Origin of the sequence: Desulfuromonas acetexigens (assembly GCF_900111775.1) — a bacterium.
GTDB classification, from domain to species: domain Bacteria; phylum Desulfobacterota; class Desulfuromonadia; order Desulfuromonadales; family Trichloromonadaceae; genus Trichloromonas; species Trichloromonas acetexigens.
The window spans coordinates 55,121-78,981 of record NZ_FOJJ01000023.1 but is presented as its reverse complement, the minus strand read 5'-3'; the positions used below and the strand labels follow the sequence as shown (position 1 = coordinate 78,981).

Below are 23,861 nucleotides of genomic sequence, written 5' to 3'. Positions count from 1 at the left end.
AACGGCCGCTTGGACGGGAGCCGGTCAGAGCAGACCCGGCAGATTAAGATGAAAATCCAGGAAATTTTCGGAAACGATATTTTTTGAAAAAATTCTGCAATTTTTTTGTATTGACTGTACGACCAATGGATGTATTCTGATTGCAAGTCGAGGAGATCCTCTTAGCCGTTGGCCGGCTATTTTTTGGGATCTCTATACGTCCAATGTTCGCATAAGGAGGTTTCTAATGGACGAACGCAGTTATCTCACGGTCGAGCAGCTGTCGGAAAAAATCCACTATGCCCCGCGCTATATCCGCGAAAGGCTGTTGAAAACGGTTTTCCGCGAAGGGGTGCATTTCTTCTATCCCTTCGGCGGGCGGCGAATCCTGTTTATCTGGGAAGCCATCGAGCGGGACATGATGGTGCTGAAGGCGCCCGATGAACTGCCGACGATTCCCTTGTCGCGGGGAGGGGTCTGCCATGGGTAGTGTTCGAACCAGGAAGGAAACGGGGCTGCTGTTTTTCGATTTCAACTACAAAGGGTTCAGGTGCCGGGAATCTACCAGGCTGCCCGAAACCGCCGAAAATCAGCGGAAGATGGAAAAGATGCTCAAGCATATCGAAGCGGAAATAACCCTGGGAAGCTTCGAGTATCGTAAATATTTCCCGAACTCGAAAATGCTTCAGAAGCTTGAACTCAATGAATCCCCCTCCGCGTCTGCGGCGCCGGAGCAGGAGGGAAGCGATGCCCCGTTGTTCAAGGAGTTCGCAGAGGAATGGCTGTTCGAGAATGTCGTGCGCTGGAAGCGGTCTTATACGGCCAATATTCGCGGCATTCTGGATAACTACCTGGTGAAAACCTTTGGGGAAAAGAAAGTCAGCTGCATCACCAAGGGGGAAATTCTGAAATTCCGTTCGTCTCTCGCCAAAGTTACCAACGGAAAACGAATTTCACCTGACCGGATCAATCACATCATCACGCCTTTGCGGATGATTCTCAATGACGCAGCTGACAGGTACCACTTTACCACGCCTTTTTCGGGAATAAAACAGTTGACGGTGGCGGATACGCAGGTTGACCCGTTCCCCCTCAAAGAGGTCTGGCAGGTCATCAACAATGTGCCGAAACGGTTCATGGATAACTACATCGTGCGGTTCTTCAGCGGGATGCGCACCTCGGAGATCGATGGTCTGAAATGGGAATATGTCGACTTTGACCGCCGGGAAATTCTGATTCGGGAGACGCTGGTCAGGGGGCAGGTCGAAACGACGAAGACCGTCGGGTCGGCACGATCCATCGCCATGTCCGGTCCGGTCTATGAGGCGCTGAAACGGCAGCACCGGAAAACGGGAACGAAATCCGAATATGTCTTTTGCACCGCCAAGGGCACGCCCTACAACTACAGCAATATTACGACCCGGGTCTGGTATCCCACGTTGAAGAAACTGAAGTTCAAGCCCCGGCGGCCCTATCAGACCAGGCATACTGCGGCAACGCTGTGGCTGGCTTCCGGCGAGAACCCCGAATGGATCGCCAAGCAAATGGGGCATACTTCGACCAAGATGTTGTTCACGATCTACAGCCGGTTTGTCCCCAACGTGACACGCATGGATGGGACGGCATTCGAGTCGCTGATTTCCGCTGATGCATTTCTGTTGCGGGAGGCGTTATGACCGACTTGGGACTGGCCGCCGGCCAATCGGTGCATGCCGCCTTCCGCGTTCATCGCCCGCAACCCAAGATGGCGCAGAACGGCAAGAAGTATTGGTCGCTTGCGCTTGAAAACAGCAGTGGCGCGATTCGTGCCCATATCTGGGAAGATCGATATCGTGGGCGAGAGTTCTACCTGGACGAAAGCAAGAAGATCGAGGTTCAGGGCCGGGTGCGGGAATTTGACCGGAAGTTGATCGTGGATATTCATGACTGCCGGGAAATCACGCGCCCGGAAAAGGACTCGTGGAGTCTGATTCCAAGCCGGTGGTTTTCGCAGCCCGGCGACGCGGAGCGTTTGCATTTTCTGACGGATCAGATTGAGACGACGGCTTTACGGGATTTTCTCGGAGGAATTTTTGCCGACGATGGGCTGGCTTGGTCATTTTTGACCTTGCCGGCAAGCCATCGCCACCATCATTCGTGGCGAGGCGGTCTCTTTTGCCATAGCCTCGAATGCGCGGAGATAGTAGCCGTCGTGCCCGGATTTCGGCATGTCGAAACCGAGTTGGGGATGGTCGCGGCGCTGTTGCACGATATCGGGAAAATCCGGACTCAGGGCTCAGGCACCTTGCGGTTTCAGCAGCGGGTTCTGTTGCCGCATGATATTTTTACGCTGGAAATTCTTTCGCGGCATCTGGAACGACTCGATCAACAATGGCCCGAAGGGGGGATCTCATTGCGTTATCTGCTGACCTGGAAGCCCGGCCGCACCGTTCCCGCCATGACCATGGCCGAAATAATTGCGTGTGCGGATCGTGCCAGTGCCGGACAGGACCGGGAGCGTCAGGCTTTTTCCGCCCTTCCCAAAGGCTCTCACTTGGTGATCGAGAACAGGATCAACCGTTGGAGAACGCCTGCTCCCCCCGAGGTGAAAATCGGGGCCTGATCTGGAAGGATGAATGACGACGGGGCTATCTCTCGATTATTATCGGTGGGTAGCCCCTTTTTCATGGGACGAGATCCTGATCGGTCAGCAACAATATCGCCAGTAGGTATATCGCCGACCGGAACCCATAATTGGCATAGTAAGTCCCATTTTTTGGATCGGCTCTACTGTCGTCCGGATCGATGATTTTCATGTCGAAACGCTTATTTCTGATTGTTCCGGGATTCGATTTTCCTTGGACCACAGTGGCGGAATTTCCAAGGTAGTTGTCAAGGGCTCTATTGTTCTTTGCCGCATCGAAAGCGTTGGCTTCAGGATAGTCGACGGAAACGATGAGTTCTTCCCGTTTTATCCCCAGTGATCGCAATGTTTCGACAGCCTTTTTCAGGGAAACATCGCTGTCATAACGGATCGCCTTGTGACTGATATGGTAATTCCGCAAGAAGTACAGCAGAAACTCCATTAGGTTGTCTTTTTCGGCCCTGACGAGCTTACAGCCATGAAAAAAGACCTTTTTCTCCATTGCTTTTTCTGTCTTCGTCTTGCAGGGACCGGGAAAGACAGAAATTCCCTTTGAGGCAGTCGCTACATTGAGATGCCGAGGTTTGTTGACGTCCGTTTTCAGGGTTCGGATCCAGTTCGCGACTCTGTGCCATTGGTGAAACGTCTCCATCGATAGGTTGAGACTATTGGCAACCCCATCAACCGGTTTGTTGGCCGCCAGGGCGGCAAGAACCTTGGGGATCACTTGATACATCTGCACATAATCGATGAGCTGAACCGACACCTGGCCGGCAAGGGGGGCGAGGAGCGGTTTCCGCAGCGAATATACGTAGGGATGAGGCAGTCTGTTGCTCCGCGATACATATTGGGAGAGCCGAAATTTCCCGGATTCACTTCCGGAACCGCTTTCGCTGTTTTCCTGATAGTAAATTTGCGTCCAGCTGAGTTCGGTCAGGGAGGATATGGCGGCGGCGGATACTTGGGGCTCGCAGTGTTCTGCTGCCAGGCTCTGTCCGAGTATCCAGTCCAGCAGGTGGACATAGTGCTTCAGGGTGGTCTCCGGAGATTCATGCCCCACAAGGCGAGCCAGTTCATAGAGCAGTTGTCGCCCGGCCGATCGATTGTGGAGCAGTTGCTTGCGCAAGTTTTGGCAGGCGTCGAGCTCGAAATCGTCGTGTTGGGCGAAGGGGGTTCTCTGTTGCGGCAAATCGGGAATCATCAGGCGCAACAGAGTCCAGGTGGCAAAGGAGTGTCGAAGATGGTGGAATCGCAGGGTGGTGTCGCCCGTCACCTGGTGCAAAGCCATTCTTATTGGGGTCATCAGGGCCTTTTCGACACCGATTGGATCCGGGACATCGAACATCAGAGCCTCGGGAAGAGCACTCCCGACCACACTCGCACGGTAGTCAACCCAGTCCTTCAGGTTTTGGAGTTGGTCGTCGCTCAGCAGGGCATGGAGCGGCAGTCGCCGGACGGATGACGAGGATTTGGTCCGGCCGTAGCGGCTATTGCGGACCAGCAGTTCAGGACAGGAGCCGGGGTGAAAATCGCACAGCCGCAACCTCAGGCATTCGCCACGGCGTAGCCCGCACCGGAACGCCAGCATGGCGATGAGCGAGCGCATTTTCTGCCGGGTGTCGCCAGTCTGCCCGGGAAACAAGACCTGTTGCAGCTGCTCATATTCGGTGTAGCTGATGACATTGGCGTCCACATTGATTCTGCCGTTATGCGACGACACCAGGTCGTGAAAATCCACCGGAGGGGCACCGAACCCAAACTGCAAAAAGCCGTGGAAGCGCTGCAATGCCTCCGCGCAGCGTTGCGCGATCAGGTCATGGGGATGAGCTTTCGGCGAGGGGGGGCAAAGGGCAATTGCGTCGGCGTAGAGATCATGGAGTTCCTCCGCATCCATGGTCACGAGATCCTCGTCTACGGCGCTCGTGATCAGGTAGATGGCCACGTCCGCCATGTAACTCAGAGCGCTTGCGGCGCGCAACTGGCCCTTCTCCCTCCCTGGGTAGTAGATTAGTTCGTGTTTCTTTGTCACGGTTACAAGGTCAATTCCCCAGCGGAGGATGTAATCCAGGGAGGGGAGGAGTTTCCCCGCATGTTGGTGTAAGTACGACTCTATCTCGGCTCTGAAAGCTGCATGTGTACCGGACTTAGCGCGTTTGGCGATTTTGCGCTGCAATGCACGCCAATAACCAATCTGACGAGATTTTTCTAGGTCAGATGGATGTCCGGAAATGACAGTGACAGGTATGGCCGGCATTGACGTGCCATCTGAATCGGTTGCTGATGCCTGGCGATTCAAAGCCAGGCCGGTGTGAAGGCGCTGCCAGGTGGCCTGGGGCAAGGATACGGAGTCGACAAGTCCTCGGCCGTAATCGACGAGGACGGGGGGGATTCTCAGGGCCAGCCGGTGATGACATTGTTGTCGTAAGTCCGCGACCGAAAGAGTCGATCCAATCCCTATATGCCGCAGATAGGTCTTGATCGCCTGGTCCGGGTGGCGGATTTCCCCAACAAACGGATGATCGCTCTGGTGGTCGCGCCACCACCTCTGGATCAGGGCTTGGGTTACGGGGTCGGCGAACCACAGATTATGTCGATCCGCGCTGTCGGGAGTTTTCAGCGGGACCACGAGGTTATGGCCGGCGGTCTCGCATGCACTCGGTAAATTAGTGACCAGAGCCCGTAGATTCGACACATGCAGCATGCCGCCATAGAGCATGGCGCTGAGCAGGATCTGTCCGTAACGGGCTGCGGACGTGGGGGGCGCCGGATTGCGCAGATCCTGCACAATGGCCTCGGCGATCGTGTTTGCTTCCGCGACGTGAAACTGCCCAGGAAGGTACCGGTTTTTCGGTCGTCGGGTGAGGTAGGGGACAGAGGGGAGATGCACTGTCCATTGCAGGTTGTTGCGGCCGTACTCCAGTAGCCGCCGGAAAAAGTAGATCCTATGGAAATACACGTCTGTGTCCACATTCGCTTGAAGGAGGTCGGCGAATTCCTCGACCTGCTCGCGGTTGAGGCAGACGCCTCCTTGGCCGGCGTGGGCATCCGGGTAATGACGCGCCATCAGGTCCAACACCTCGCGATGGATCTGTATCACGGTATCGGGCGATCCGGTGCTGGGGACGAGATCCAGCCATATGTCGTGATTCGCGCAAGCAGAGTCGTCGAAGCCCATGTCAGTCATTTTTTGCGACTCCTTCAATCGGCTCGAACCCGAGATGATCGAGAAGCTCTTGCACGTGACTAGATAATGACAATCGGTACTGATGGGGGGACAGCGCAGAATGCTGTGCCCATGGTTCTTCGCCGAGGAACCAGTGCCCTAGGAACGCGTTTATGACTTCCGGCGATACCCCGCGTACTAATAGCCATGACCGCAACATGTGGCGGTTCCCATTTTCCGCGATGGAGATTGGCGTCGGCAGGTCGGAAAAGTCATAAAGTCTCTTTGGGCTGATAGCCGCCGGACTCCCATTTTCGTCGAGAAAGAAAAACCGGTCTTGCGCTTTGGTAAAAAAGTCACTTCTGATGTTCACCATGATCGAGGCGACGAGTTTCGAGTGGGTTCGGTAGAGGAGGTATTGGTTGTGGCAGCCGGGGGGGAGCCAAATGAGGCGTGTGTGATAGTTGTCGTCACTATCTTTGTCGTTGATGACGCAGAAGCCCGTTTCATGGTCGATATTTTCCTCATTTGGGAACGGGTGCGTCACCGCGCGAATACCTGTGGCATAAGCGATGTAGGTCGCAGTATAACGAGTCAGGGCATTGTGGCATTGGATCAGATTCCTATGGTCTTTGTCTTTTTTATAGGATTCTTGGTGTGTACGGATTTTTGCTTTGAGCTGTTCCACGAGCGATTGGATGACTTCCCGGCTTGGGACTCTGGAAGAACCTATGTCTGGATTTTGGGGGAGGTGCTTTCCCGGAAGGTCTGCAGGATGCTCGGGAAAAATTCCCTCCCAGACTTTTATGTAGATTGATGTCAATCGGGTTCCGGCCTGTCTGGTGTAGTGGGATACGACCGTGCCGAGATAGGCCGATTTTCCGGTGATGTACATGGCGCTGGCGACATCGGCACCTTCCTGTTTTTGGATTTGCTCAAAAAGATAATGGCTTACTCGTTCTCTGGTTAGCCTTGTTCCGTACTTGTTATTGATTCTAGTAATAATTGTCTGTATGTCCGTTTGCAGCGCGGAGATGTTCGTCAAGGCACCGATGGTGTCAGAGTAAGACAGGGCCAGATGTTGAAAAACCGCATAGGTGCATTGCGGCAGGGGCAATGTCAGGCATGTGCCTTTCGGTGTCTCATCGCCATAGTCGACCGAATAGGGGACACTGACCCAGTACCATTGACCATGGCGATGTAGCAGGCCGGGCCGAGGGTGGTCGGGAGGGTCGCCATGGTAGATCATCATGCCGGCTGCCTCATCTGCCGATTTCCCACACAGAAGCATTGCCGCCATCGTCGTGGCTAGGACATCGTTTGGATTGGCTGTTTTAGCGTTCGATGTCTGATTGCGACTAAGCCAATCGATGGCAGACCACAACCTCATGATTTCATACTGGGTCAATCCTCGCCAGTGGTGGGGCAGGGCTTGATTGTGGTTGACCAAGGCGGTACGCGCCGCGCGCTGTGAAGATAATATGCTCTGGGTCAGACTATGTAGCTGTTGCCTCGGCTCGCTCGCGGCGATCATATCGGGGTAGTGACTGATTTCGCCCTCCGCAAGGAGCATTTCTTCCTCGTCCGGGTCTTCACGGCGCCGTGAGATCAGGGTGATTTGCGTAGTTCCCTGCAACTGTTCTTCGTCGAGACCGAGGTCATCGTATGTGCTAGAAGTCAATCGATGACGATAGGTGGTCGCCCTCCTCTCGCCGCCCTCGCGGCGAGGCGCCGATTTCGTGTAGATATAGCTTAATAATGTGCATACCGGCGCCAGAGCCTCGGCCAAGAAGGAATTGAGGATTGCTTTTCGTAGAACTGTGGGGGAAAAATGTAGATTTATCCCCGACAAAGAGGTGGATGCCTCGAAAGCCTTTCTTAATGCACCGGGGGCAGTCACCAGTACATTGCGGTACTCCGGGCTCTTTTCTGCCTTTTCTCTTATGATGGATGTCGATATAACCACGTGGGCAAGCAATTCTATGTACGCCGTAGTTTCCCTCGGACCTTGTAATATGGTCCAAATCGCTACATAGACGGCGTGGCTTTGAAATAGGCCCCAGAGGGGGGACCGTTTTTGGTCTCGATATGTTACGGCAGTGGGGGGCTGCATCAGCGAGGCGAGCGTTGTAGCCATATCCAGCCATTGTCGATCGTATTGAAAGTCCCGGTAATGGAGGCCAAAGCTCGCGATTTTATCCAAAAGCTCAGGAAAAAACTTCAGGATTTGATCGAGGCCATCACCGCCTTCGGGAAGATCAATCAACGAAAGAAAGCTATCGATACTACTAGCGGGAAAACCTTCTCCTAGTAGCGTTTTTGTGATCTGGTCTCTGGTCATCGTCTTGCCTTTCTGCTACGAAAAACCGTCTCTTTGGTCGCGCTGAGAGCCGACGCAAAGGTCTTTTGTGTAGAAGCAACAAAGAGCTTCTCGTGGGTAACATTGTCCCGACGCCGCAGCTCGGTCAACAGCTCGCCCAGATCACTCTTCCGGGAGATGCCGGTGATTATCGAGGATGCCATGATGTCGGCTGCGATGTACAGACGGATTCGTTGTGCTCCCGGATTTCTGATTACCCGGATCGGCACTTGGGCTTCGACTCCCAGTACGCTTCCCGCTACGATGAATGTGCGATGCCCGGAAATGTATTCCCATGATCGTCCCTGTCGAATCGCGACGATCGGCAGTGTTTCCAGCACGACCTCGATAGCTTCCGGCTGGATGAGCCCTGGGTCACGCAGCAGATAGTCGGTTTTCGCCATCGTCGCGCCGTAGGATTTATATCCCTCATGGCGGCGCAGTTTTTGGATCGGTACCCTGTGTATTTCCATCGTCATCCTCCTCCAGTGTGGTGGCTATTGAGGTCGATTAGACAATGGAAATTCTCATTATCGTGTTACGATAAGGGCCCTTTTTGCCTCCTTTTTCGAGGATCGTTGTTTCAGCGGGTCGTTGCGGAAGGGGTGGCCAGCCTTTTGTTTGTTCTTGTTAATTTGATGACGCTATCGTAAAAGCGTATTTTGGGAAGGAAGCGTAAGCATGGCCCAGCTTGAACATATCGAAGCCATTGAAAAGCGGCTCTGGAGCGCGGCGGACACCCTGCGGGCCAACTCCAACTATGCCAGCAACGAATATTTCATGCCGGTTATGGGCCTGGTCTTCCTGCGCCATGCCTATAGCCGCTATCTTGGCGTCAAGGATGCCATCGAGGCGGGCCTGCCGACACGGGGCGGCAAGACCCGGCCGTTGACCAAGGAGGATTTCTCGCAGAAGAGCGCCATCTTCCTGCAGCCCAAGGCTCAGTTCGATACTCTGGTGGCCCTGCCCGACAGCGCGGACCGCGCCAAGGCGATCATCGACGCGATGGAGTCCATCGAGGCCGACTACGAGAACCTGCGCGGCGTGCTGCCCAAGAGCGAATATCAGGAGCTCGACAACGCGGTGCTCGGCCAGCTGCTTCGCACCCTCAATCCTGAGGAGCTCAAGCGCGTCTCCGGCGATGTCTTCGGGCGCATCTACGAATATTTCCTGACCCAGTTCGCCGACCAGAAGGCCCACGACGGTGGCGAGTTCTTCACCCCGGTGTCGCTGGTCTCGCTCATCGCCAACGTCATCGAACCGACCTGCGGCACGGTCCTCGACCCGGCCTGCGGCTCGGGCGGCATGTTCGTGCAGAGCGCCCGGGTGGTCGAGCGGCGGCACGAAAATCCCACCGAGAAGCTCACCTTCTACGGCCTGGAAAAGAACGCCACCACCATCCGCCTGGCCAAGATGAACCTGGCAGTCCACGGCCTGGAAGGCGACATCCAGAAATCGATCACCTACTACGAAGACCCGCACGAACTGCTGCGCAAGGCCGACTTCGTCATGGCCAATCCGCCCTTCAACGTGGACGAAATCGATGCCGACAAGGTCAAGAGCGACCCGCGCCTGCCCTTCGGCCTGCCCGGCGTCAACAAGAAGGGCAAGGTCAGCAACGGCAACTACGTCTGGATCAGCTATTTTTACAGCTACCTCAATGAACAGGGTCGGGCCGGGTTCGTCATGTCGTCCCAGGCCTCCAGTGCCGGGCGGGACGAGGCCAAGGTGCGTCAGAAGCTGGTGGAGACCGGCGACGTGGATGTCATGGTCGCCATCCGCTCCAACTTCTTCTACACCCGCACCGTCCCCTGCGAGCTCTGGTTCCTCAACCGCGCCAAGCCGGAAGCGCACCGCGACAAGGTGCTGATGATCGATGCCCGCAACATCTACCGCAAGGTCACCCGCAAGATTTTCGACTTTTCCCCCGAGCAGGAGCAGAACCTGCTGGCTACCGTCTGGCTCTATCGGGGCGAGACCGGGCGCTATCTCGATCTGGTGGCGGGCTACTGCCAACGCATGCTGGCCGAGGGGGCGGCCTGCTTCACCATGAAAGATGACGATGGTGAAGAGGTCGAGCCTCTGCCGGATTTTATCGGTGCGCTGGACACGCTGCGTAGCGCTGTTGAACCATTCATCAAAACCCTGGACGTAGGGGCGATTCATGAATCGCCCCTACAGGAGCTAGATGAGGCCATCCCGCTGTTCAAGGCGGACGTGGAGGCGTTCCGGCAGTCCGTCACCGAACAGCAGTCTGCGTGGGGAGAGCAGAAGACGACCAACGGCGAGTTGAAAAAGGCCGTGGACCGCCTCGCAGCCTTGGCCGAGACCAGCCGCGACCTGGTCAAGCAGACCGACCTGCTCTACAAGCTCGCCTACCGCCTGATCGAAACCTGCGAAAACGAGTGTGCCGCCCGCGACAGCGACGCCTGGGCGGGCCGTGACATCACCCGCGCCCGCAAGGCCGCCGACGAGGCCCGCGCCCTGGCCGTGGAACAGCTCAAGCAGGTGCGCTACTTCTGGAAACAGGCCCGTTGGCTCACCGAACGCTTCCCTGAGGCCGAGCTTCGCGATGTGGAAGGGCTGGTCAAACTGGTGGACCGCTCCGAGATCGAGGCCAACGACTGGAGCCTCACCCCCGGCCGCTATGTCGGCGTCGCGCCGGAAGAAGAGGACGAGAATTTCGACTTCGAGGAGGCCCTGCGCGACATCCATGTGGAGCTGGAGGATCTGAACGCCGAGGCCGTGCAACTGGCTGCGACGATCAAAAAGAATTTTGAGGAGTTGGGGGTATGAACTTAACTCCTTATAAATTGGGCGATATCTGTCGAATGAAGTACGGCAAGATCCCCCCCAGCAATGTCGTAGCTGACGAGGGATACCCGATTTTCAGTGGATACAGAATTACGGGATGCGCCAAGGAGTACCTGTATGACGAACCGCGCGTCATCGTTGTTGCAAGAGGTGTGGGGGGTACGGGAGACGTCAAAATGTCACCCGAAAAATCTTGGATTACAAATCTTTCAATCGTACTGGATCACGATGAAGGAATTGTAGATAAAAAGTTTCTACTGTACCGACTCGGCCGTGAACCTCTAAAAGAAAAACTCAACACTGGGGCTGCACAAGCTCAGATAACCATTGATTCGCTTAGCGCTTACAGCATTACGCTACCACCTGTTGAGGCTCAAAGACGCATTGCCTGCATCATCACGGCCTACGACGACCTGATCGAGAACAACCGGCGGCGAATTCAGTTGCTGGAGCAGGCGGCGCGGCTGCTCTACAAGGAATGGTTCGTCCACCTCCGCTTCCCCGGCCACGAACACACCCAAATCATCGACGGCGTGCCGGAGGGGTGGGAGAAGAAGCCGTTGGGGGCTATTGCCCCCCTGAAATACGGTAAAGCCTTGAAGAACGACGATCGCGTTCCCGGGCCGTTTCCGGTCTATGGCTCAAGCGGGATTGTTGGGACCCACACAAAAGCCCTCGTGCCTGGCCCCACCATCATCGTCGGCCGAAAAGGTAATGTCGGCAGCGTGTACTGGTCACCGGACGATTGCCACCCCATCGATACGGTGTACTACATCGACTCGGAGCTTTGCTCTTTCTTCCTCTACTACGCTCTGCAACAGATGACCTTCATCAGCACGGATGTTGCTGTTCCCGGATTGAATCGCGATTTTGCCCACAGTCGTTCAATTCTGGTCGCAGATCAGAAGATTCTTCGATTGTTCGAGGAGACGGTATCGCCGCTGCATCAGCAGATGGAATTGTTGAAGCGGCAGAATGCATCACTTGTCAAAGCCCGCGACCTCCTCCTGCCCAAACTGATGAACGGGGAGGTGGTGGTATGAAGCCAGTCAAAGAGGGTCTCAGGTTGGCCCGGTTGATGATGGTGTTGAGCAGTATCTCGCCCTTGTTCATATTATGGGCGGTACGCGGCAACAGCTTGATACCCGAGTATTGGTTTCTTGGGTTTTGTCTCTTCATGGTTATTGCGCCGTCTTTGTATCTTTGGCGGCGTATCGTGATCGCGAGAAAACAAAAACAGATTCGCCCCATCGTGGTTGGCAAGGTAGAGGACCATCGAGATCACTTGTTGGTTTACCTGTTTGCCATGTTGCTGCCCTTTTACAGCGCTGATTTGAGTGCTTGGCGCGACCTTGCAGCGGTATTGGTGGCGCTAGGCTTTATCGTTTTCCTGTTCTGGCACCTGAATCTTCATTACATGAACATCCTGTTCGCGGCGTTTGGCTTCCATGTCTTCACGATCTACCCGAAAACAAACGACAACCCGCTGAGCGGTAAAACCAGCGTTGTTTTGATTACGAAACGTGTCGCTGTGTCTGGTGGAGAACAAATCGACGCTTATCGCTTGAGCAATACGGTTTACTTTGAATCAGGAGGGGAATGATGGATTTTGAGTTGAATGCCATCCGGACGGTGCAGTTTGGCGTAGGGCGGGACGATGGCGATGAACACGCCTTTCATTGCGTGATGGTGGATGAGGCTGTGCAGACTGCACTTGGTGAGATGGCCGCGGAAACTTGGGCGACCATGCGGCAACTGAGCAATGATCCGGTCCGCTATGAACCTTCAGAAAAGCACTCTGGCTGCGAACATGTATATCTTCCGCTTGATGACGAATTGGCTGTGCGTATGAGGAACCTGCACGAGGCAGTCAACCTGGATATTGATCAGAACTCCCTTGATTATACAGAGGCAATGTTTTGCTATTTCGCAAAGTTCACTGATAACCAGGGCCGATACCTCACGGCAGTAAGGCGATCAACCCAATTCAAGGGTGTATTGAAAAGCCGCTTGATTTGGCAAAGTGGGGATGCCCTGAGGATAGTGGGCGATAAAATTTTCAAGTTGGATAATGACTTCGATTTATTGATTGATAGCCAGAGAATCAATATCTTACGTCCAAGCGGCTTTGAATTTGCCGGAAAACTGCAGGAGGCTATTCTTGCCGCTGTTGTTGGCAATGTTGCAACGCTTCAGGCAGACCTGCCTTTCGTACAGTTTGGCGGTATTCAGCAGTACGCTACCACCCATCCCCGTGCCGCCCGATACCTTGCTTCTATCCGTTCACAGCAGGAAGTCGCCAAGATCGATAGGCAACACCTGATTGATGCGTGTGGTGCAACTGGAGTTGATATTACTATAAACGGGGAAGAGCTTATCGTTAATGGACGAGACATCATGGGTTTTTTGGAAGTGCTTGATCGCCGTCGCTACGAGGTAAAACTTGTGCCGGATGAACCGGAACAATACCGGGCACCGAGTCGAACACGCCTTCGTAAGGAAGCTTCATGAACTCAAGGGATATTAACAAACACCGCCCAGTTCAAGCGCTCTGGCACTCGAGCCAAGTGCGGGAAATATGCGCCTTTGCTTACACCACCAGTAGTGGTGAACCTCCAACTGATGAACGGGGAGGTGGCGGTATGAAAGATGACAGCAATACAACAGGAGGGAATGCGTAGCATGGCAACCGCCGAACAAATCAAATCCCTCATCCGCTCTCATTTAAGCGATCATCCAGAGCAGTTCTTCACTATTGCGCTGCAGGTTGCCGCCCATGAAGCGAAACAGGGGCATCAGAGCCTGGCTCACGAGATACGAACTCTGGTCGATAAGGCCAAGGCACGGCCAGTCCGGGTAATTCCTTTCACACCGGATCTGGATCACATGGTGTTGACCTCGGAGCCCAAGGAACGTCTTGGGGTGCTTGTGCAATCCGATGAGATGCGCGGGAGGATCGAGCGCATCTTGCGTGAATACCGGCAGAAGGCAAAACTTGAAAAGCACGGCTTGTCTCACCGGCGAAAGATCCTGCTCGCTGGACCGCCGGGAACAGGCAAAACCCTGACTGCCGCTGTCCTGGCTGGGGAATTAGGCCTGCCGCTCTTCACCATTATGATGGACAAGATCGTCACCAAGTTCATGGGTGAGACGAGCGCCAAGTTGCGCCAGATTTTCGATGTCATTCAGGAGCGCCGGGGAGTGTATCTGTTTGACGAATTCGACGCCATCGGCGGTGAGCGCAGTCGTGAAAACGACGTAGGCGAGATGCGCCGGGTGCTCAATGCATTTCTTCAGTTCATCGAGCGGGACAGCTCGGACAGCCTGATCGTGGCGGCAACCAACAATCCCCGCATTCTGGACCAGGCGCTTTTCCGGCGTTTTGACGACGTGCTGCATTACCACCTGCCGGAAAAGGCCGAGATCGAACGGTTGATCGAGAACCGTCTGGGGTCGTTCCGCTCGAAGAAAATGCAGCTTGAAACCTCGGCCAAAATTGCTGAATCGCTTAGCCATGCCGAGATCGCCCAGGCCTGTGACGACGCGATCAAGGAGACGATTCTCGCCGACCGCAAAACCGTGACCGCGACGCTGCTCAAGCAAATGCTTCAGGAGAGACGATCCGCCTATAAGGCGTCCACGAGGGGGTAAGATCGCATGGCTACAGAGCATTCCCATATTTTTCTGCGCGATACACAGGAAACCGATAAATTTACGACTCCTCGTGGCGGTGGTCCACAAAAGGATATCCCCGAGCGTAATCGTCAATCGCATAGCACCAAGCTGCAGAATCAATGGGCCGCCATCTGGGCCAGGGCAAGAGAGCAGCAAGAATCCCGGACGGCGGTATCGATGCCGACCAGGGATGGCGTTTATGTCGAGTTCGAAGGAGCGCCGGGATACGATCTAGTCACCAAGAGTCTCGAAGACCGAGGTGCCGGGATACGCCTTCTCAACGTCTATACCATCCGCGCCGAGACTGATCCTACACAGGAGATCACCCGGGCAACCGTTTTCATTCCCTCGGGTAAGCAAGAAAAATTCCTCAAGAAAATCAACGAATACGCCCAGAATGAATCCGGGGGTAACAAACGTACGCATGCGACGCTGATGCGGAGCATCGAAGACCTAAGGCTGGCAGTTCTGGAATCCTTCTGGCGCGACGACCTGCGCCTGTTACCACAGGGGACGACGGCGGTCTGGTGCGAAATCTGGCTACAGGGAACGGATGACGATATCGAGCAGCGTTTTCGGGAGACCGCTGCCGCCTTGAACATAAACGTGCAGGCGCGATCGCTTCGTTTTCCTGAAAGAACGGTGCTGCTCGGCAGGTCGACCCGGGAGCAGCTCGCCAACTTGATCGAGTCCAGCCCCGATATCGCCGAATTCAGACGAGCCAAGGAGACCGCGCGGTTCTTTCTCGAATTGGAGAATCGGGATCAGACGGAATGGGTGAACGATCTGCGTTCCCGTTTGCGGGTCAATCCCGATGCCACGGTGGCCGTGTGCGTCCTCGATACCGGGGCCAACAACGGGCACGCGCTACTCCGGCCCGTTCTTGCCGATGCCGATTGTCACGCGGTGGAACCCGGCTGGGGTGTCAACGATGATAAAGGCCATGGCACCTTGATGTGCGGAGTCGCCGCCTTCGGCGACCTGACGGATGTCTTGCAGCACAGCCATCCACTCCGGGTCGATCATTGTTTGGAGTCAGCGAAGATACTTCCTCCGCGAGGGGCCAACGACCCGGACCTGTACGGCGACATCACCATCCAGGGTATGTACCGCGCCGCAATCCAGGCTCCGGAACGAAATCGCATTGGTTGTATGGCGGTGACCTCTGAAGATGGGCGCGACCAGGGGCGGCCTTCTTCGTGGTCGGCGGCCATCGACAAACTCACCTCCGGGTATGACGACGACACCAGGCGTCTTTTCATCGTTTCAGCGGGGAATATCGAGGAACAGCAGATTTGGGCCGACTATCCACAAAGCAATTTGGGGTATTCCGTTTGTGACCCCGGCCAGTCCTGGAATGCCCTCACCGTGGGCGCATACACGGAAAAAGCCATTCTTGCGGACCCGGACCTTCAAAATCATGTCCCGCTGGCCCAACCGGGTGAGTTGTCACCCTTCAGCTCCACCTCACACAATTGGGAAGGGAAATGGCCTGTCAAACCGGACATTGTACTTGAGGGCGGAAATGTTGCCCACGCTCCCGATGGTTTCATCAGCGAACATGACGATCTCTCACTGCTATCGACGGGACATCAGCCGACCCAGAGGCAGTTCGACGCGATCAATGCGACCAGTGCCGCTGCAGCTCAGGCGGCCTGGATGGCAGCCCAGATACAGGCGCGGTATCCTGAGGCGTGGCCGGAAACGATTAGAGGACTGATGATCCAATCGGCCGAATGGCCGATTGCCATGAAACGACAATTCCTGAACGCGAATGGCCGGGGGGAATATTCCAAGTCCGATTATGGACGGCTGCTGCGTATCTGTGGATATGGGGTCCCCAACCTTGCCAAGGCGTTGGCCTGCGCGTCGAACTCACTTACGCTCATTTCTGAAGCGGAGATTCAGCCCTACACCAAGAAAGAAGGCCGCTCCGATTGTTCGACCAAGGATATGCATCTGCACCGGCTTCCCTGGCCGCGTGAGGTCTTGCTCGAAAGAGGAGAGATGCCGGTGGCTCTGCGCGTTACGCTTTCCTACTTTATCGAGCCGGGACCGGGCGAAGTTGGCTGGAAGGACAAATACCGATACGCTTCCTTTGGTTTGCGGTTTGGCCTGAATAGTCAGGGAGAGACCGAAGAAAATTTCATAAAGCGACTGAACAAAGCTGCTCGTGATGAAGGGGAAGGAAGACCAGACACAGAAAGTGGTAGTGAGCGGTGGCTTATTGGATCAAACAGTCGCGATACAGGTTCTGTTCATTCCGATATCTGGAAGGGCACGGCTGCTGATATTGCGTCATGTAATTTGATCGGGGTTTATCCGGTGATCGGCTGGTGGCGCGAGCGGACGTGGCTTGGCCGATGGGACCGGCGAGCCCGATATTCTCTGCTCGTCTCGCTTCATACGCCTGATGAAAGCGTCGATATTTACACGCCGGTCGCCGTTCAACTGGGCATACCTGTGGAGGTGACGGTGTGACGCCAAAACACCTCCACAATCTCCTCGCCCTCGGCGAAGGCTTCACCACCGAGTTCAAGCGTTCCGGTACCTCGAACCTTGGCCGGGAGATCTGCGCCTTTGCCAATGCCACCGGCGGGGTGATCCTGATCGGGGTCACGGATGCGGGGGAGATTTTCGGGGTGAAAGATCACAACCGGCTCAAGTCCGAGGTGCAGGCCGTCGCCCGGTCGGCCGAGCCGCCGATTGCGGTGGAGATCGAGAGTGTCGGCGAGGTGCTGGTGGTCAAGGTGCCGGCCCAGCACAGCAAACCCTACTCCTTCGGCGGCAAGTTCTTTATCCGTGAAGGGGCGTCGTCGCAGCAGATGACTCGTTCCGAGATCCGCGAGTTTTTCTACAAGGAGGGGTTGATCCATTTCGATGAAACACCCTGCGAACGGTTTTCCCTGGCGGAAGATCTGACCGACGAGGTCTGGGAGCGCTTTCGCCGCCGGGCGAGGATTCCTGCCGATATGGAGGCGCTCACGGCTCTGGAAAACCTGCATCTGATCAGAGACAGCAAAATGACCCATGCCGGGTCCTGGCTGCTGGCGCGGGATATCCGCAAATTCAATGTCAGCGGCGACGTGGCCGGCGCCTTGTTCATGGGGACCGACAAGGTGCGCATCCTCGACCGGCGCGGTTTTCATGGCGATGTCTATTCCATGATCGACGAGACGGTGGCCTACATCCTTTCCAAGATCAACGTGGAGTACATCATCAAGCATGTGAAGCGCGAGGAGCGTCCAGAACTGCCGGAGGAGGCCCTGCGCGAGACGGTGGTCAACGCCCTGGCTCATCGTGACTACCGTTCCACCGCAAATGTGCAGGTCTATATCTTCAAGGACCGGGTTGAGATCGTCAGCCCCGGCGGCCTGCCCGCCGGGATGACTGAGGCCGATCTCGGCATTAAGAGCATCCCGCGCAATCCCCTGCTCTTTGCCATGCTGCACCGCATGGAAGCGGTGGAACATATCGGTTCGGGCATCAAGCGCATCCGCAACCTCTGTCGGGAGTACGGTGTTGCCGAACCGCAAATTGAGGTGTCGGAGCATTGGTTTACCGTGATCTTTCCCAGGCCGGAGTTGCCCGAAGGCAGACAAGCAGAATCAGACCAGGCCCAATTGGAAGCCCAAGTCGGGACCAAGCCGGGTCCAAGTCGAAACGGAAGAGAGGGCAACGCGACCCAGTCACCGACCCAGTCACCGACCCAGTCACCGACCCAGTCACCGACCCAGTCACCGACCCAGTTTGCCGACCCAGTCGTTCGGTTGTTGCGCGAGCTTGAGCACGGAGAGAAATCATCAGGAGAACTTCGGGAGGCACTGAATCTCAGCCATCGTCCTACGTTTCGCAGTAACTATCTGCACCCAGCCCTTGAAAACGGCCTGATCGAATTGACCTTGCCCGAAAAGCCCACCAGCAGTAAACAGAGGTACCGGTTGACAAACAACGGCAAGCAGATGTTAAAGGGGGGCGAGAAATGACGCCCGCACCCTACACCGAAGACACCCTCGTTCAGCAGACCACCGCCGAGTACCTGGAACAGGAACTGGGCTGGGAGTCGGTGTACGCCTACAACAATGAGGATTTCGGACCGGATAGCCTGCTGGGCCGGGAATCGGATCGCGAGGTGGTGTTGACCCGCACCCTGCGGGCCAAAATCGAAGAATTGAATCCCGGGCTGCCTGCCACGGCCTATGAAGACGCCATCCGCCAGATCGTCACGGTTTCCGCCACGCAGACCATGGCCGCCACCAACCGCGAGAAGTACGAACTGATCAAGGACGGGGTGCAGGTCACTTTCCGCAACGCCAAGGGCGAGCGGGAGCGCCGGCGGTTGTGGGTGTTCGATTTCGATAATCCCGAAAACAATCATTTCCTCTGTGTGAGGGAACTGTGGGTACGGGGCGATTTGTACCGCCGCCGGGCGGACATCCTCGGGTTCGTCAACGGCCTGCCGCTGCTGTTCATGGAGCTGAAGAACGTCAGCAAGGATATCCGCGCCGCCTACGAGCGGAACTTTCTGGACTACAAGGACACCGTCCCGCATCTGTTTCATCACAATGCCGTGGTAGTGCTGGCCAATGGAGTGGACGCCAAACTCGGCTCGCTCACCAGTCGGTTCGAACATTTCCACGAGTGGAAACGACTGGCCGAGAATCAGCCGGGTGTCGTGGCCATGGAGACGCTGCTCAAGGGTGTATGCGCGAAAGCCAATTTCCTGGACCTGGTGGAAAACTTCATCGTTTTCGACGACTCGGCCGGGGAATCGCGGAAGATTCTGGCCCGCAATCACCAGTATCTGGGCGTCAACCGGGCCATCGCGGCGGTCCGCGACAGGAAAGGCCGGGACGGCAAGCTGGGGGTTTTCTGGCATACCCAGGGTTCGGGCAAGAGCTATTCCATGGTGCTCTTCACCCGCAAGGTGCATCGCAAGCTGGGGGGCAACTTCACCTTTCTGATCCTCACCGACCGCGACGACCTGGACACGCAGATCTACAAGACCTTCGCCGGTTGTGGCGTGGTGGATAACGACCGCGACCCGTGCCGGGCCGCGAGCGGCGGCCATCTCGCCCAGCTGCTGGCCCAGCACAAGTCGCATGTCTTTTCGCTGATCCAGAAATTCAATCAGACAGTTAGCGAAGGCGAGGCCTATTCCCGGCGCGACGACCTCATCGTCATCACCGACGAGGCTCACCGCACCCAGTACGGCACCCTGGCCCTCAACATGCGCAACGCCCTGCCGAACGCCGGCTATATCGGCTTTACCGGCACGCCGCTCTTTAAGGACGACGAGATCACCCGGCGGGTGTTCGGCGATTACGTCTCTACCTACGATTTCCAACGGGCTGTGGAGGATAAGGCCACGGTGCCGCTCTATTACGATGCGCGTGGCGATAAACTCGGCGTGGCGGTCGGCGATCTGAACGAGCGGATTGCCGAGAAGCTGGAGGAACTGGAGACGGGCAATATCGATGTGGAGCAGCGCCTGGAGCAGGAGCTCAAGCGCGACTACCACATTATCACGGCCGGGAAACGTCTCGACCAAGTGGCCCGCGATTTTGTGCAGCACTACTCTTTGGGCTGGGAAACCGGCAAGGCGATGCTGGTCTGCATCGACAAGATCACCTGCGTTCGCATGCACAAGTTGGTCGAGTTCTATTGGAATGAGAGAATCGGCGAGTTGGAAGCGCAGTTGCCCCAGGCCACGGACGAGCAGGACGAACAGTACCGGCGACGTCAGATCGAGTGGATGCGCCGGACGCAGATGGCGGTGGTGGTCAGCGAGGAACAGGGCGAGGTCGAGAAGTTCCGCAAATGGGATCTGGACATCACCCCGCACCGCCGTCTGATCAAGGAAGGCATCGACCTGCCGGAGGCCATGCGGAAGCAGCCGCAGTTCCAGAACATGCAACGGCTGTCGCTGGACGATGCGTTCAAGGCCGAGGAACACCCGTTTCGCGTTGCCATCGTCTGTGCCATGTGGTTGACCGGCTTTGATGTCCCCAGCCTCTCCACCCTGTACCTGGACAAGCCGCTCAAGGCGCACACCCTGATGCAGGCCATTGCTCGGGCGAACCGGGTCAACGAGGGCAAGAACAACGGGATGATCGTCGATTACTGTGGCATCCTGAAAAACCTGCGCAAGGCGCTGGCGACCTTTGCCGGAACGGGTGATGACGGACGCGGTGGCAACGGCGGCGAGACCGAACCGGCCAAGCCCGATGAGGAACTGCTGGCCGATCTTCGTGAAGCGATTGCCTTTGTCAGGGCCTTTCTGGAAGAGCGAAGCGCGTCTTTGGATGGAATTATCGGGCAGAGCGGATTTGCCCGAAATGCCGCGATTCTCGCCGCCAAGGAGGCGGCGAACGAAAACGACGAGACGAGAAAACGCTTCGAGGTGATGTGCCGGGCGGTATTTTCGAAATTCAAAGCCTGCATCACCATCGAAGGCGTGAATGCTTGCCGGGACGACTTCGACGCCATCAACATCGTCTATAAAAGCCTGCAGCAGGACCGGGAGCAGGCGGATATCACCGATATCATCCGTCAACTGCATCAGGTCGTGGATGGAGCGATTGAGGTTAGGGAGGGTCCCGCTGAAATCGCAGAAGGTGTCTATGACATCAGCAAGATCGATTTCGAGCGGTTGCGCCGGGAGTTTGAGCGCAGCCCGGCCAAACGCACCACCGTGCAAAATCTGAAAACCGCCATCGAAGAACGCTTGCAGCGTCTGCTGCAGCAGAATCCTTTGCGGACCGATTTCCAAAGGCATTACGAGGAGATTGTTGCCAAGTACAACCGCGAGAAGGATCGGGTGACCATCGAGAAGACCTTTGAAGAGCTTCTGCAGATAATGGGAAAGATGGACGATGAGGAGAGCCGTGCCGTGCGGGAAGGGCTCAATGAGGAAAGTCTCGCCGTATTCGACTTACTGAGGAAGCCGGATCTGACGTCCGGTGACATCAAACGCATCAAGGCAGTCGCCGTCGATCTCCTCGAAACACTCAAGGCGGAAAAACTGCGGATCAATCATTGGCGAGACAAGGAATCCACCCGGGACGCGGTCCGTCTGACGATTCAGGATTATCTCTGGAGCGAACAAACCGGGTTGCCGGAAACCTATTCTGAGGAGGACGTGCGGGACAAGACAGAGGCGGTTTTCGTGCATGTGTTCCGGGCGTACCCAACGGTGCCGTCACCCTACTACGCCAGCATGGCCAGCTTGGCATAGGTTGTCCAGCCCCCCCCATGATGATTAATCCTTGACCCGCCGAAATCGTGCGACGGCACCTTCCGCACCGCCTTTTTCAGCAGGGGGGAAGTCGAAAAATTTCCCATCGACTTTTGGATTTTTGTGCCCAACGTCGGCGGTACTTTTCTGTTTTTATATGGTCCAGAATGACGTAGAGTGTTCAACGGAAAGCTGTAATGTATCGTTTTTGCGGCATTCTATGTCATTTAAGCCCATTCGTTGAAGACCAAACGTCAACCTTGCCAAGGTTGAAGTCGCGAGTTCGAATCTCGTTTCCCGCTCCAAAAAAATAACGAAGGCCCGGTCAGTTGACCGGGCCTTTTTTCGTTTTCTTTCAGGTGCTTGCAGTTCCTGTCCCCGTTCTTGAGGCCCTTGGCCTTCTCGCGCCATTCCTACGTCTACGTCATCCCCGGTCGAATTTCCACGGTGCCCAAATCGTACCATGGGTTGTCGCCGCTTCTCGCTTTCAACCCCGCCGCCAGGCGTGGAACTTTTCCACCCAGGCCAGGAGCCTTTTCGGCACATGCGTCTTTTTCCAGGCGCCGGCCGCCATTTTGTTGGCTTCGGCCAGGGTCGGGTAGGGGTGGATGGTGGCGAGAATCTTGTTCAGGCCGATGCCGTGCTTCATGGCCAGGATATATTCGGCGAGCAGGTCGCCGGCATGGGTGCCGACGATGGTGACGCCAAGAATTTTGTCCTTGCCGGGCGGCGTGATGATTTTGATCCAGCCCTTATCTTCTCCCTCGGTAATGGCGCGATCAAGCTCGGCCAGTTCGAATCGGGTGACTTCGTGGGGGATTTTCCGCTCTTTGGCTTCGTTTTCATTGAGACCGACCCGGGCGATCTCGGGGTCGGTGAAGGTACACCAGGGGATGACCCGGTAATCGACCCGGAATTTCTTGAAATCGCCGAACAGGGCATTCACCGCGGCGTACCATGCCTGGTGCCCGGCGGTATGGGTGAACTGGTAGGGGCCGGCGACATCCCCGGCGCAGAAGATGTTGGGGATGTTGGTACGCAGGAAGGCATCCGTTTCGATCGTGCCGCGCTCGCTCAGTTGAACGCCGAGATCTTCGAGTCCGAAACCCTCCACCCGAGGCCGGCGGCCGACCGCCACGAGAATCCGGTCGAAGGGGAGGCGTACCTGTCGCCCCTGGTGTTCGCAGATAAGAATTTGCTCGCCGTCTTCCACCACAACCTGCTTGGCGGCATGCTCGGTTAAGACCTTGACGCCTTCGGCCGCGAAACGCTCACGGAGAAATTCGGCGATATCCCCATCTTCCCGCCCCATGATCCGAGCTGCCTGCTCCACCTGGGTCACCTGCGCGCCGAACCGGGCGAAGGCCTGGGTCATTTCGCAGCCGATTGGCCCGCCGCCGAGAACCAGCAGTCGTTTCGGCAGTTCCCGCAATTGCCAGAGGTTGTCGGAGGTCAGATAGTCCACCTGGTCAAGTCCGGGAATCGGCGGGACGAAGGGAACCGCCCCGGTGGCAACGATGATGCCGCGCGTCGTCAGGATGCGGCCGGCCACCTCGACCGTGTACGGGGAGGTGATGCGCGCCTCGCCCTGAAAGCAGTCGACGCCGAGCCCGGTGTAACGCTCCACCGAGTCGTGCGGTTCGACCTTTTTCACGACCCGCTGTACCCGCTCCATCACTTCGGCGAACTCGAATTCGGTCACGGTTTTGCGGAAGCCGAATTCCTCGGCCCGTCTTCCGTAGGCCAGCAGCCTGGCCGAGCGAATCAGCGCCTTGCTCGGCACGCAGCCGGTATTCAGGCAGTCGCCGCCCATCTTGTGCTTTTCGATCAGCGCCACCTTGGCCTTGACCGCCGCCGCGATGTAGCTGGCCACCAGTCCGGCGGAACCGGCGCCGAGGACGACCAGGTTGTAATCGAAACTTTTCGGCTTCGGGTACGTGTCGGGTTTCTCGCTTTTTCCCATGATCTGGTCTTCCTTTGCAGGGCACAGGCGGGAAGCTCCCCGTGGAGC

14 protein-coding genes and 1 pseudogene are annotated in these 23,861 nt (G+C 56.4%); 11 read left to right on the top strand and 4 right to left on the bottom strand.

Going from position 1 to position 23,861, the window contains the following annotated elements:
* Window positions 1-226 precede the first annotated feature (226 nt).
* Genes BQ4888_RS09355 through BQ4888_RS09345 form a run of 3 tightly spaced genes read left to right on the top strand, consistent with a single transcriptional unit; the run spans window position 227 to window position 2,581 of the window.
* Window positions 227-469, top strand: a complete 243-nt coding sequence (locus BQ4888_RS09355) for a hypothetical protein (protein WP_092056689.1) — start codon at window positions 227-229, stop codon at window positions 467-469.
* Entirely contained in the window at window positions 462-1,655 is a 1,194-nt protein-coding gene (locus BQ4888_RS09350) for a site-specific integrase (RefSeq protein ID WP_092056687.1), read from the top strand. The genes BQ4888_RS09355 and BQ4888_RS09350 overlap by 8 nt, the downstream gene beginning before the upstream one ends.
* Window positions 1,652-2,581: an HD domain-containing protein gene (locus tag BQ4888_RS09345; RefSeq protein ID WP_092056685.1), complete on the top strand. Its 930-nt coding sequence runs from the start codon at window positions 1,652-1,654 to the stop codon at window positions 2,579-2,581. The genes BQ4888_RS09350 and BQ4888_RS09345 overlap by 4 nt, the downstream gene beginning before the upstream one ends.
* Before the next feature lie 61 nt (window positions 2,582-2,642).
* Here the strand turns inward: BQ4888_RS09345 and BQ4888_RS09340 are convergent, their stop codons facing one another.
* The 3 genes from BQ4888_RS09340 to BQ4888_RS09330 are packed head-to-tail and all read right to left on the bottom strand — an operon-like array spanning window position 2,643 to window position 8,597.
* Window positions 2,643-5,786 carry a tyrosine-type recombinase/integrase gene (locus BQ4888_RS09340; RefSeq protein WP_092056683.1) on the bottom strand — a complete coding sequence of 1,048 codons (3,144 nt, stop codon included), beginning with the start codon at window positions 5,784-5,786 and terminating at the stop codon, window positions 2,643-2,645.
* Complete coding sequence (locus BQ4888_RS09335) at window positions 5,779-8,106, bottom strand: site-specific integrase (protein ID WP_092056681.1); 2,328 nt, start codon at window positions 8,104-8,106, stop codon at window positions 5,779-5,781. The genes BQ4888_RS09340 and BQ4888_RS09335 overlap by 8 nt, the downstream gene beginning before the upstream one ends.
* Window positions 8,103-8,597 carry a hypothetical protein gene (locus BQ4888_RS09330; protein ID WP_092056679.1) on the bottom strand — a complete coding sequence of 165 codons (495 nt, stop codon included), beginning with the start codon at window positions 8,595-8,597 and terminating at the stop codon, window positions 8,103-8,105. Before BQ4888_RS09330 ends, BQ4888_RS09335 begins: the two co-directional genes overlap by 4 nt.
* Before the next feature lie 208 nt (window positions 8,598-8,805).
* On the opposite strand from BQ4888_RS09330, the gene BQ4888_RS09325 reads away from it, so the two are divergent.
* The 8 genes from BQ4888_RS09325 (at window position 8,806) to BQ4888_RS09290 (ending at window position 21,850) form a co-directional block, all read left to right on the top strand.
* Window positions 8,806-10,920: a class I SAM-dependent DNA methyltransferase gene (locus BQ4888_RS09325; protein ID WP_092056677.1), complete on the top strand. Its 2,115-nt coding sequence runs from the start codon at window positions 8,806-8,808 to the stop codon at window positions 10,918-10,920.
* Window positions 10,917-11,981: a restriction endonuclease subunit S gene (locus BQ4888_RS09320; RefSeq protein WP_092056676.1), complete on the top strand. Its 1,065-nt coding sequence runs from the start codon at window positions 10,917-10,919 to the stop codon at window positions 11,979-11,981. Before BQ4888_RS09325 ends, BQ4888_RS09320 begins: the two co-directional genes overlap by 4 nt.
* Entirely contained in the window at window positions 11,978-12,541 is a 564-nt protein-coding gene (locus BQ4888_RS09315) for a KwaA family protein (RefSeq protein WP_092056674.1), read from the top strand. The genes BQ4888_RS09320 and BQ4888_RS09315 overlap by 4 nt, the downstream gene beginning before the upstream one ends.
* The gene (locus BQ4888_RS09310; RefSeq protein WP_092056673.1) at window positions 12,538-13,449 is read left to right on the top strand and encodes a Kiwa anti-phage protein KwaB-like domain-containing protein; all 912 of its coding nucleotides are present in this window, start codon (window positions 12,538-12,540) and stop codon (window positions 13,447-13,449) included. The genes BQ4888_RS09315 and BQ4888_RS09310 overlap by 4 nt, the downstream gene beginning before the upstream one ends.
* Window positions 13,450-13,620: 171 nt before the next feature.
* Complete coding sequence (locus BQ4888_RS09305) at window positions 13,621-14,589, top strand: AAA family ATPase (protein WP_092056671.1); 969 nt, start codon at window positions 13,621-13,623, stop codon at window positions 14,587-14,589.
* A 6-nt stretch (window positions 14,590-14,595) separates the two neighbouring features.
* Window positions 14,596-17,094 carry a S8 family peptidase gene (locus BQ4888_RS09300; protein WP_092056670.1) on the top strand — a complete coding sequence of 833 codons (2,499 nt, stop codon included), beginning with the start codon at window positions 14,596-14,598 and terminating at the stop codon, window positions 17,092-17,094.
* Window positions 17,091-18,599 carry a Fic family protein gene (locus BQ4888_RS09295; RefSeq protein WP_092056668.1) on the top strand — a complete coding sequence of 503 codons (1,509 nt, stop codon included), beginning with the start codon at window positions 17,091-17,093 and terminating at the stop codon, window positions 18,597-18,599. Before BQ4888_RS09300 ends, BQ4888_RS09295 begins: the two co-directional genes overlap by 4 nt.
* A complete protein-coding gene (locus tag BQ4888_RS09290; RefSeq protein ID WP_092056667.1) occupies window positions 18,596-21,850 on the top strand; it encodes a type I restriction endonuclease subunit R in 3,255 nt (1,084 codons plus the stop codon). The genes BQ4888_RS09295 and BQ4888_RS09290 overlap by 4 nt, the downstream gene beginning before the upstream one ends.
* Before the next feature lie 487 nt (window positions 21,851-22,337).
* On the opposite strand, the pseudogene BQ4888_RS09285 reads toward BQ4888_RS09290, so the two are convergent.
* Window positions 22,338-23,786 (bottom strand): annotated as a pseudogene (locus BQ4888_RS09285) (dihydrolipoyl dehydrogenase family protein); the annotation flags it as partial.
* Between the last annotated feature and the right edge of the window lie 75 nt (window positions 23,787-23,861).

Excerpts from the sequence above, each read along its gene's own strand:
- BQ4888_RS09355 (WP_092056689.1), top strand. The coding sequence starts at position 227 with ATGGACGAACGCAGTTATCTCACGGTCGAGCAGCTGTCGGAAAAAATC.
- BQ4888_RS09305 (WP_092056671.1), top strand. The coding sequence starts at position 13,621 with ATGGCAACCGCCGAACAAATCAAATCCCTCATCCGCTCTCATTTAAGC.
- BQ4888_RS09340 (WP_092056683.1), bottom strand. The coding sequence starts at position 5,786 with ATGACTGACATGGGCTTCGACGACTCTGCTTGCGCGAATCACGACATA.
- BQ4888_RS09350 (WP_092056687.1), top strand. The coding sequence starts at position 462 with ATGGGTAGTGTTCGAACCAGGAAGGAAACGGGGCTGCTGTTTTTCGAT.
- BQ4888_RS09345 (WP_092056685.1), top strand. The coding sequence starts at position 1,652 with ATGACCGACTTGGGACTGGCCGCCGGCCAATCGGTGCATGCCGCCTTC.
- BQ4888_RS09335 (WP_092056681.1), bottom strand. The coding sequence starts at position 8,106 with ATGACCAGAGACCAGATCACAAAAACGCTACTAGGAGAAGGTTTTCCC.
- BQ4888_RS09315 (WP_092056674.1), top strand. The coding sequence starts at position 11,978 with ATGAAGCCAGTCAAAGAGGGTCTCAGGTTGGCCCGGTTGATGATGGTG.
- BQ4888_RS09300 (WP_092056670.1), top strand. The coding sequence starts at position 14,596 with ATGGCTACAGAGCATTCCCATATTTTTCTGCGCGATACACAGGAAACC.
- BQ4888_RS09290 (WP_092056667.1), top strand. The coding sequence starts at position 18,596 with ATGACGCCCGCACCCTACACCGAAGACACCCTCGTTCAGCAGACCACC.
- BQ4888_RS09310 (WP_092056673.1), top strand. The coding sequence starts at position 12,538 with ATGATGGATTTTGAGTTGAATGCCATCCGGACGGTGCAGTTTGGCGTA.
- BQ4888_RS09330 (WP_092056679.1), bottom strand. The coding sequence starts at position 8,597 with ATGGAAATACACAGGGTACCGATCCAAAAACTGCGCCGCCATGAGGGA.
- BQ4888_RS09325 (WP_092056677.1), top strand. The coding sequence starts at position 8,806 with ATGGCCCAGCTTGAACATATCGAAGCCATTGAAAAGCGGCTCTGGAGC.
- BQ4888_RS09320 (WP_092056676.1), top strand. The coding sequence starts at position 10,917 with ATGAACTTAACTCCTTATAAATTGGGCGATATCTGTCGAATGAAGTAC.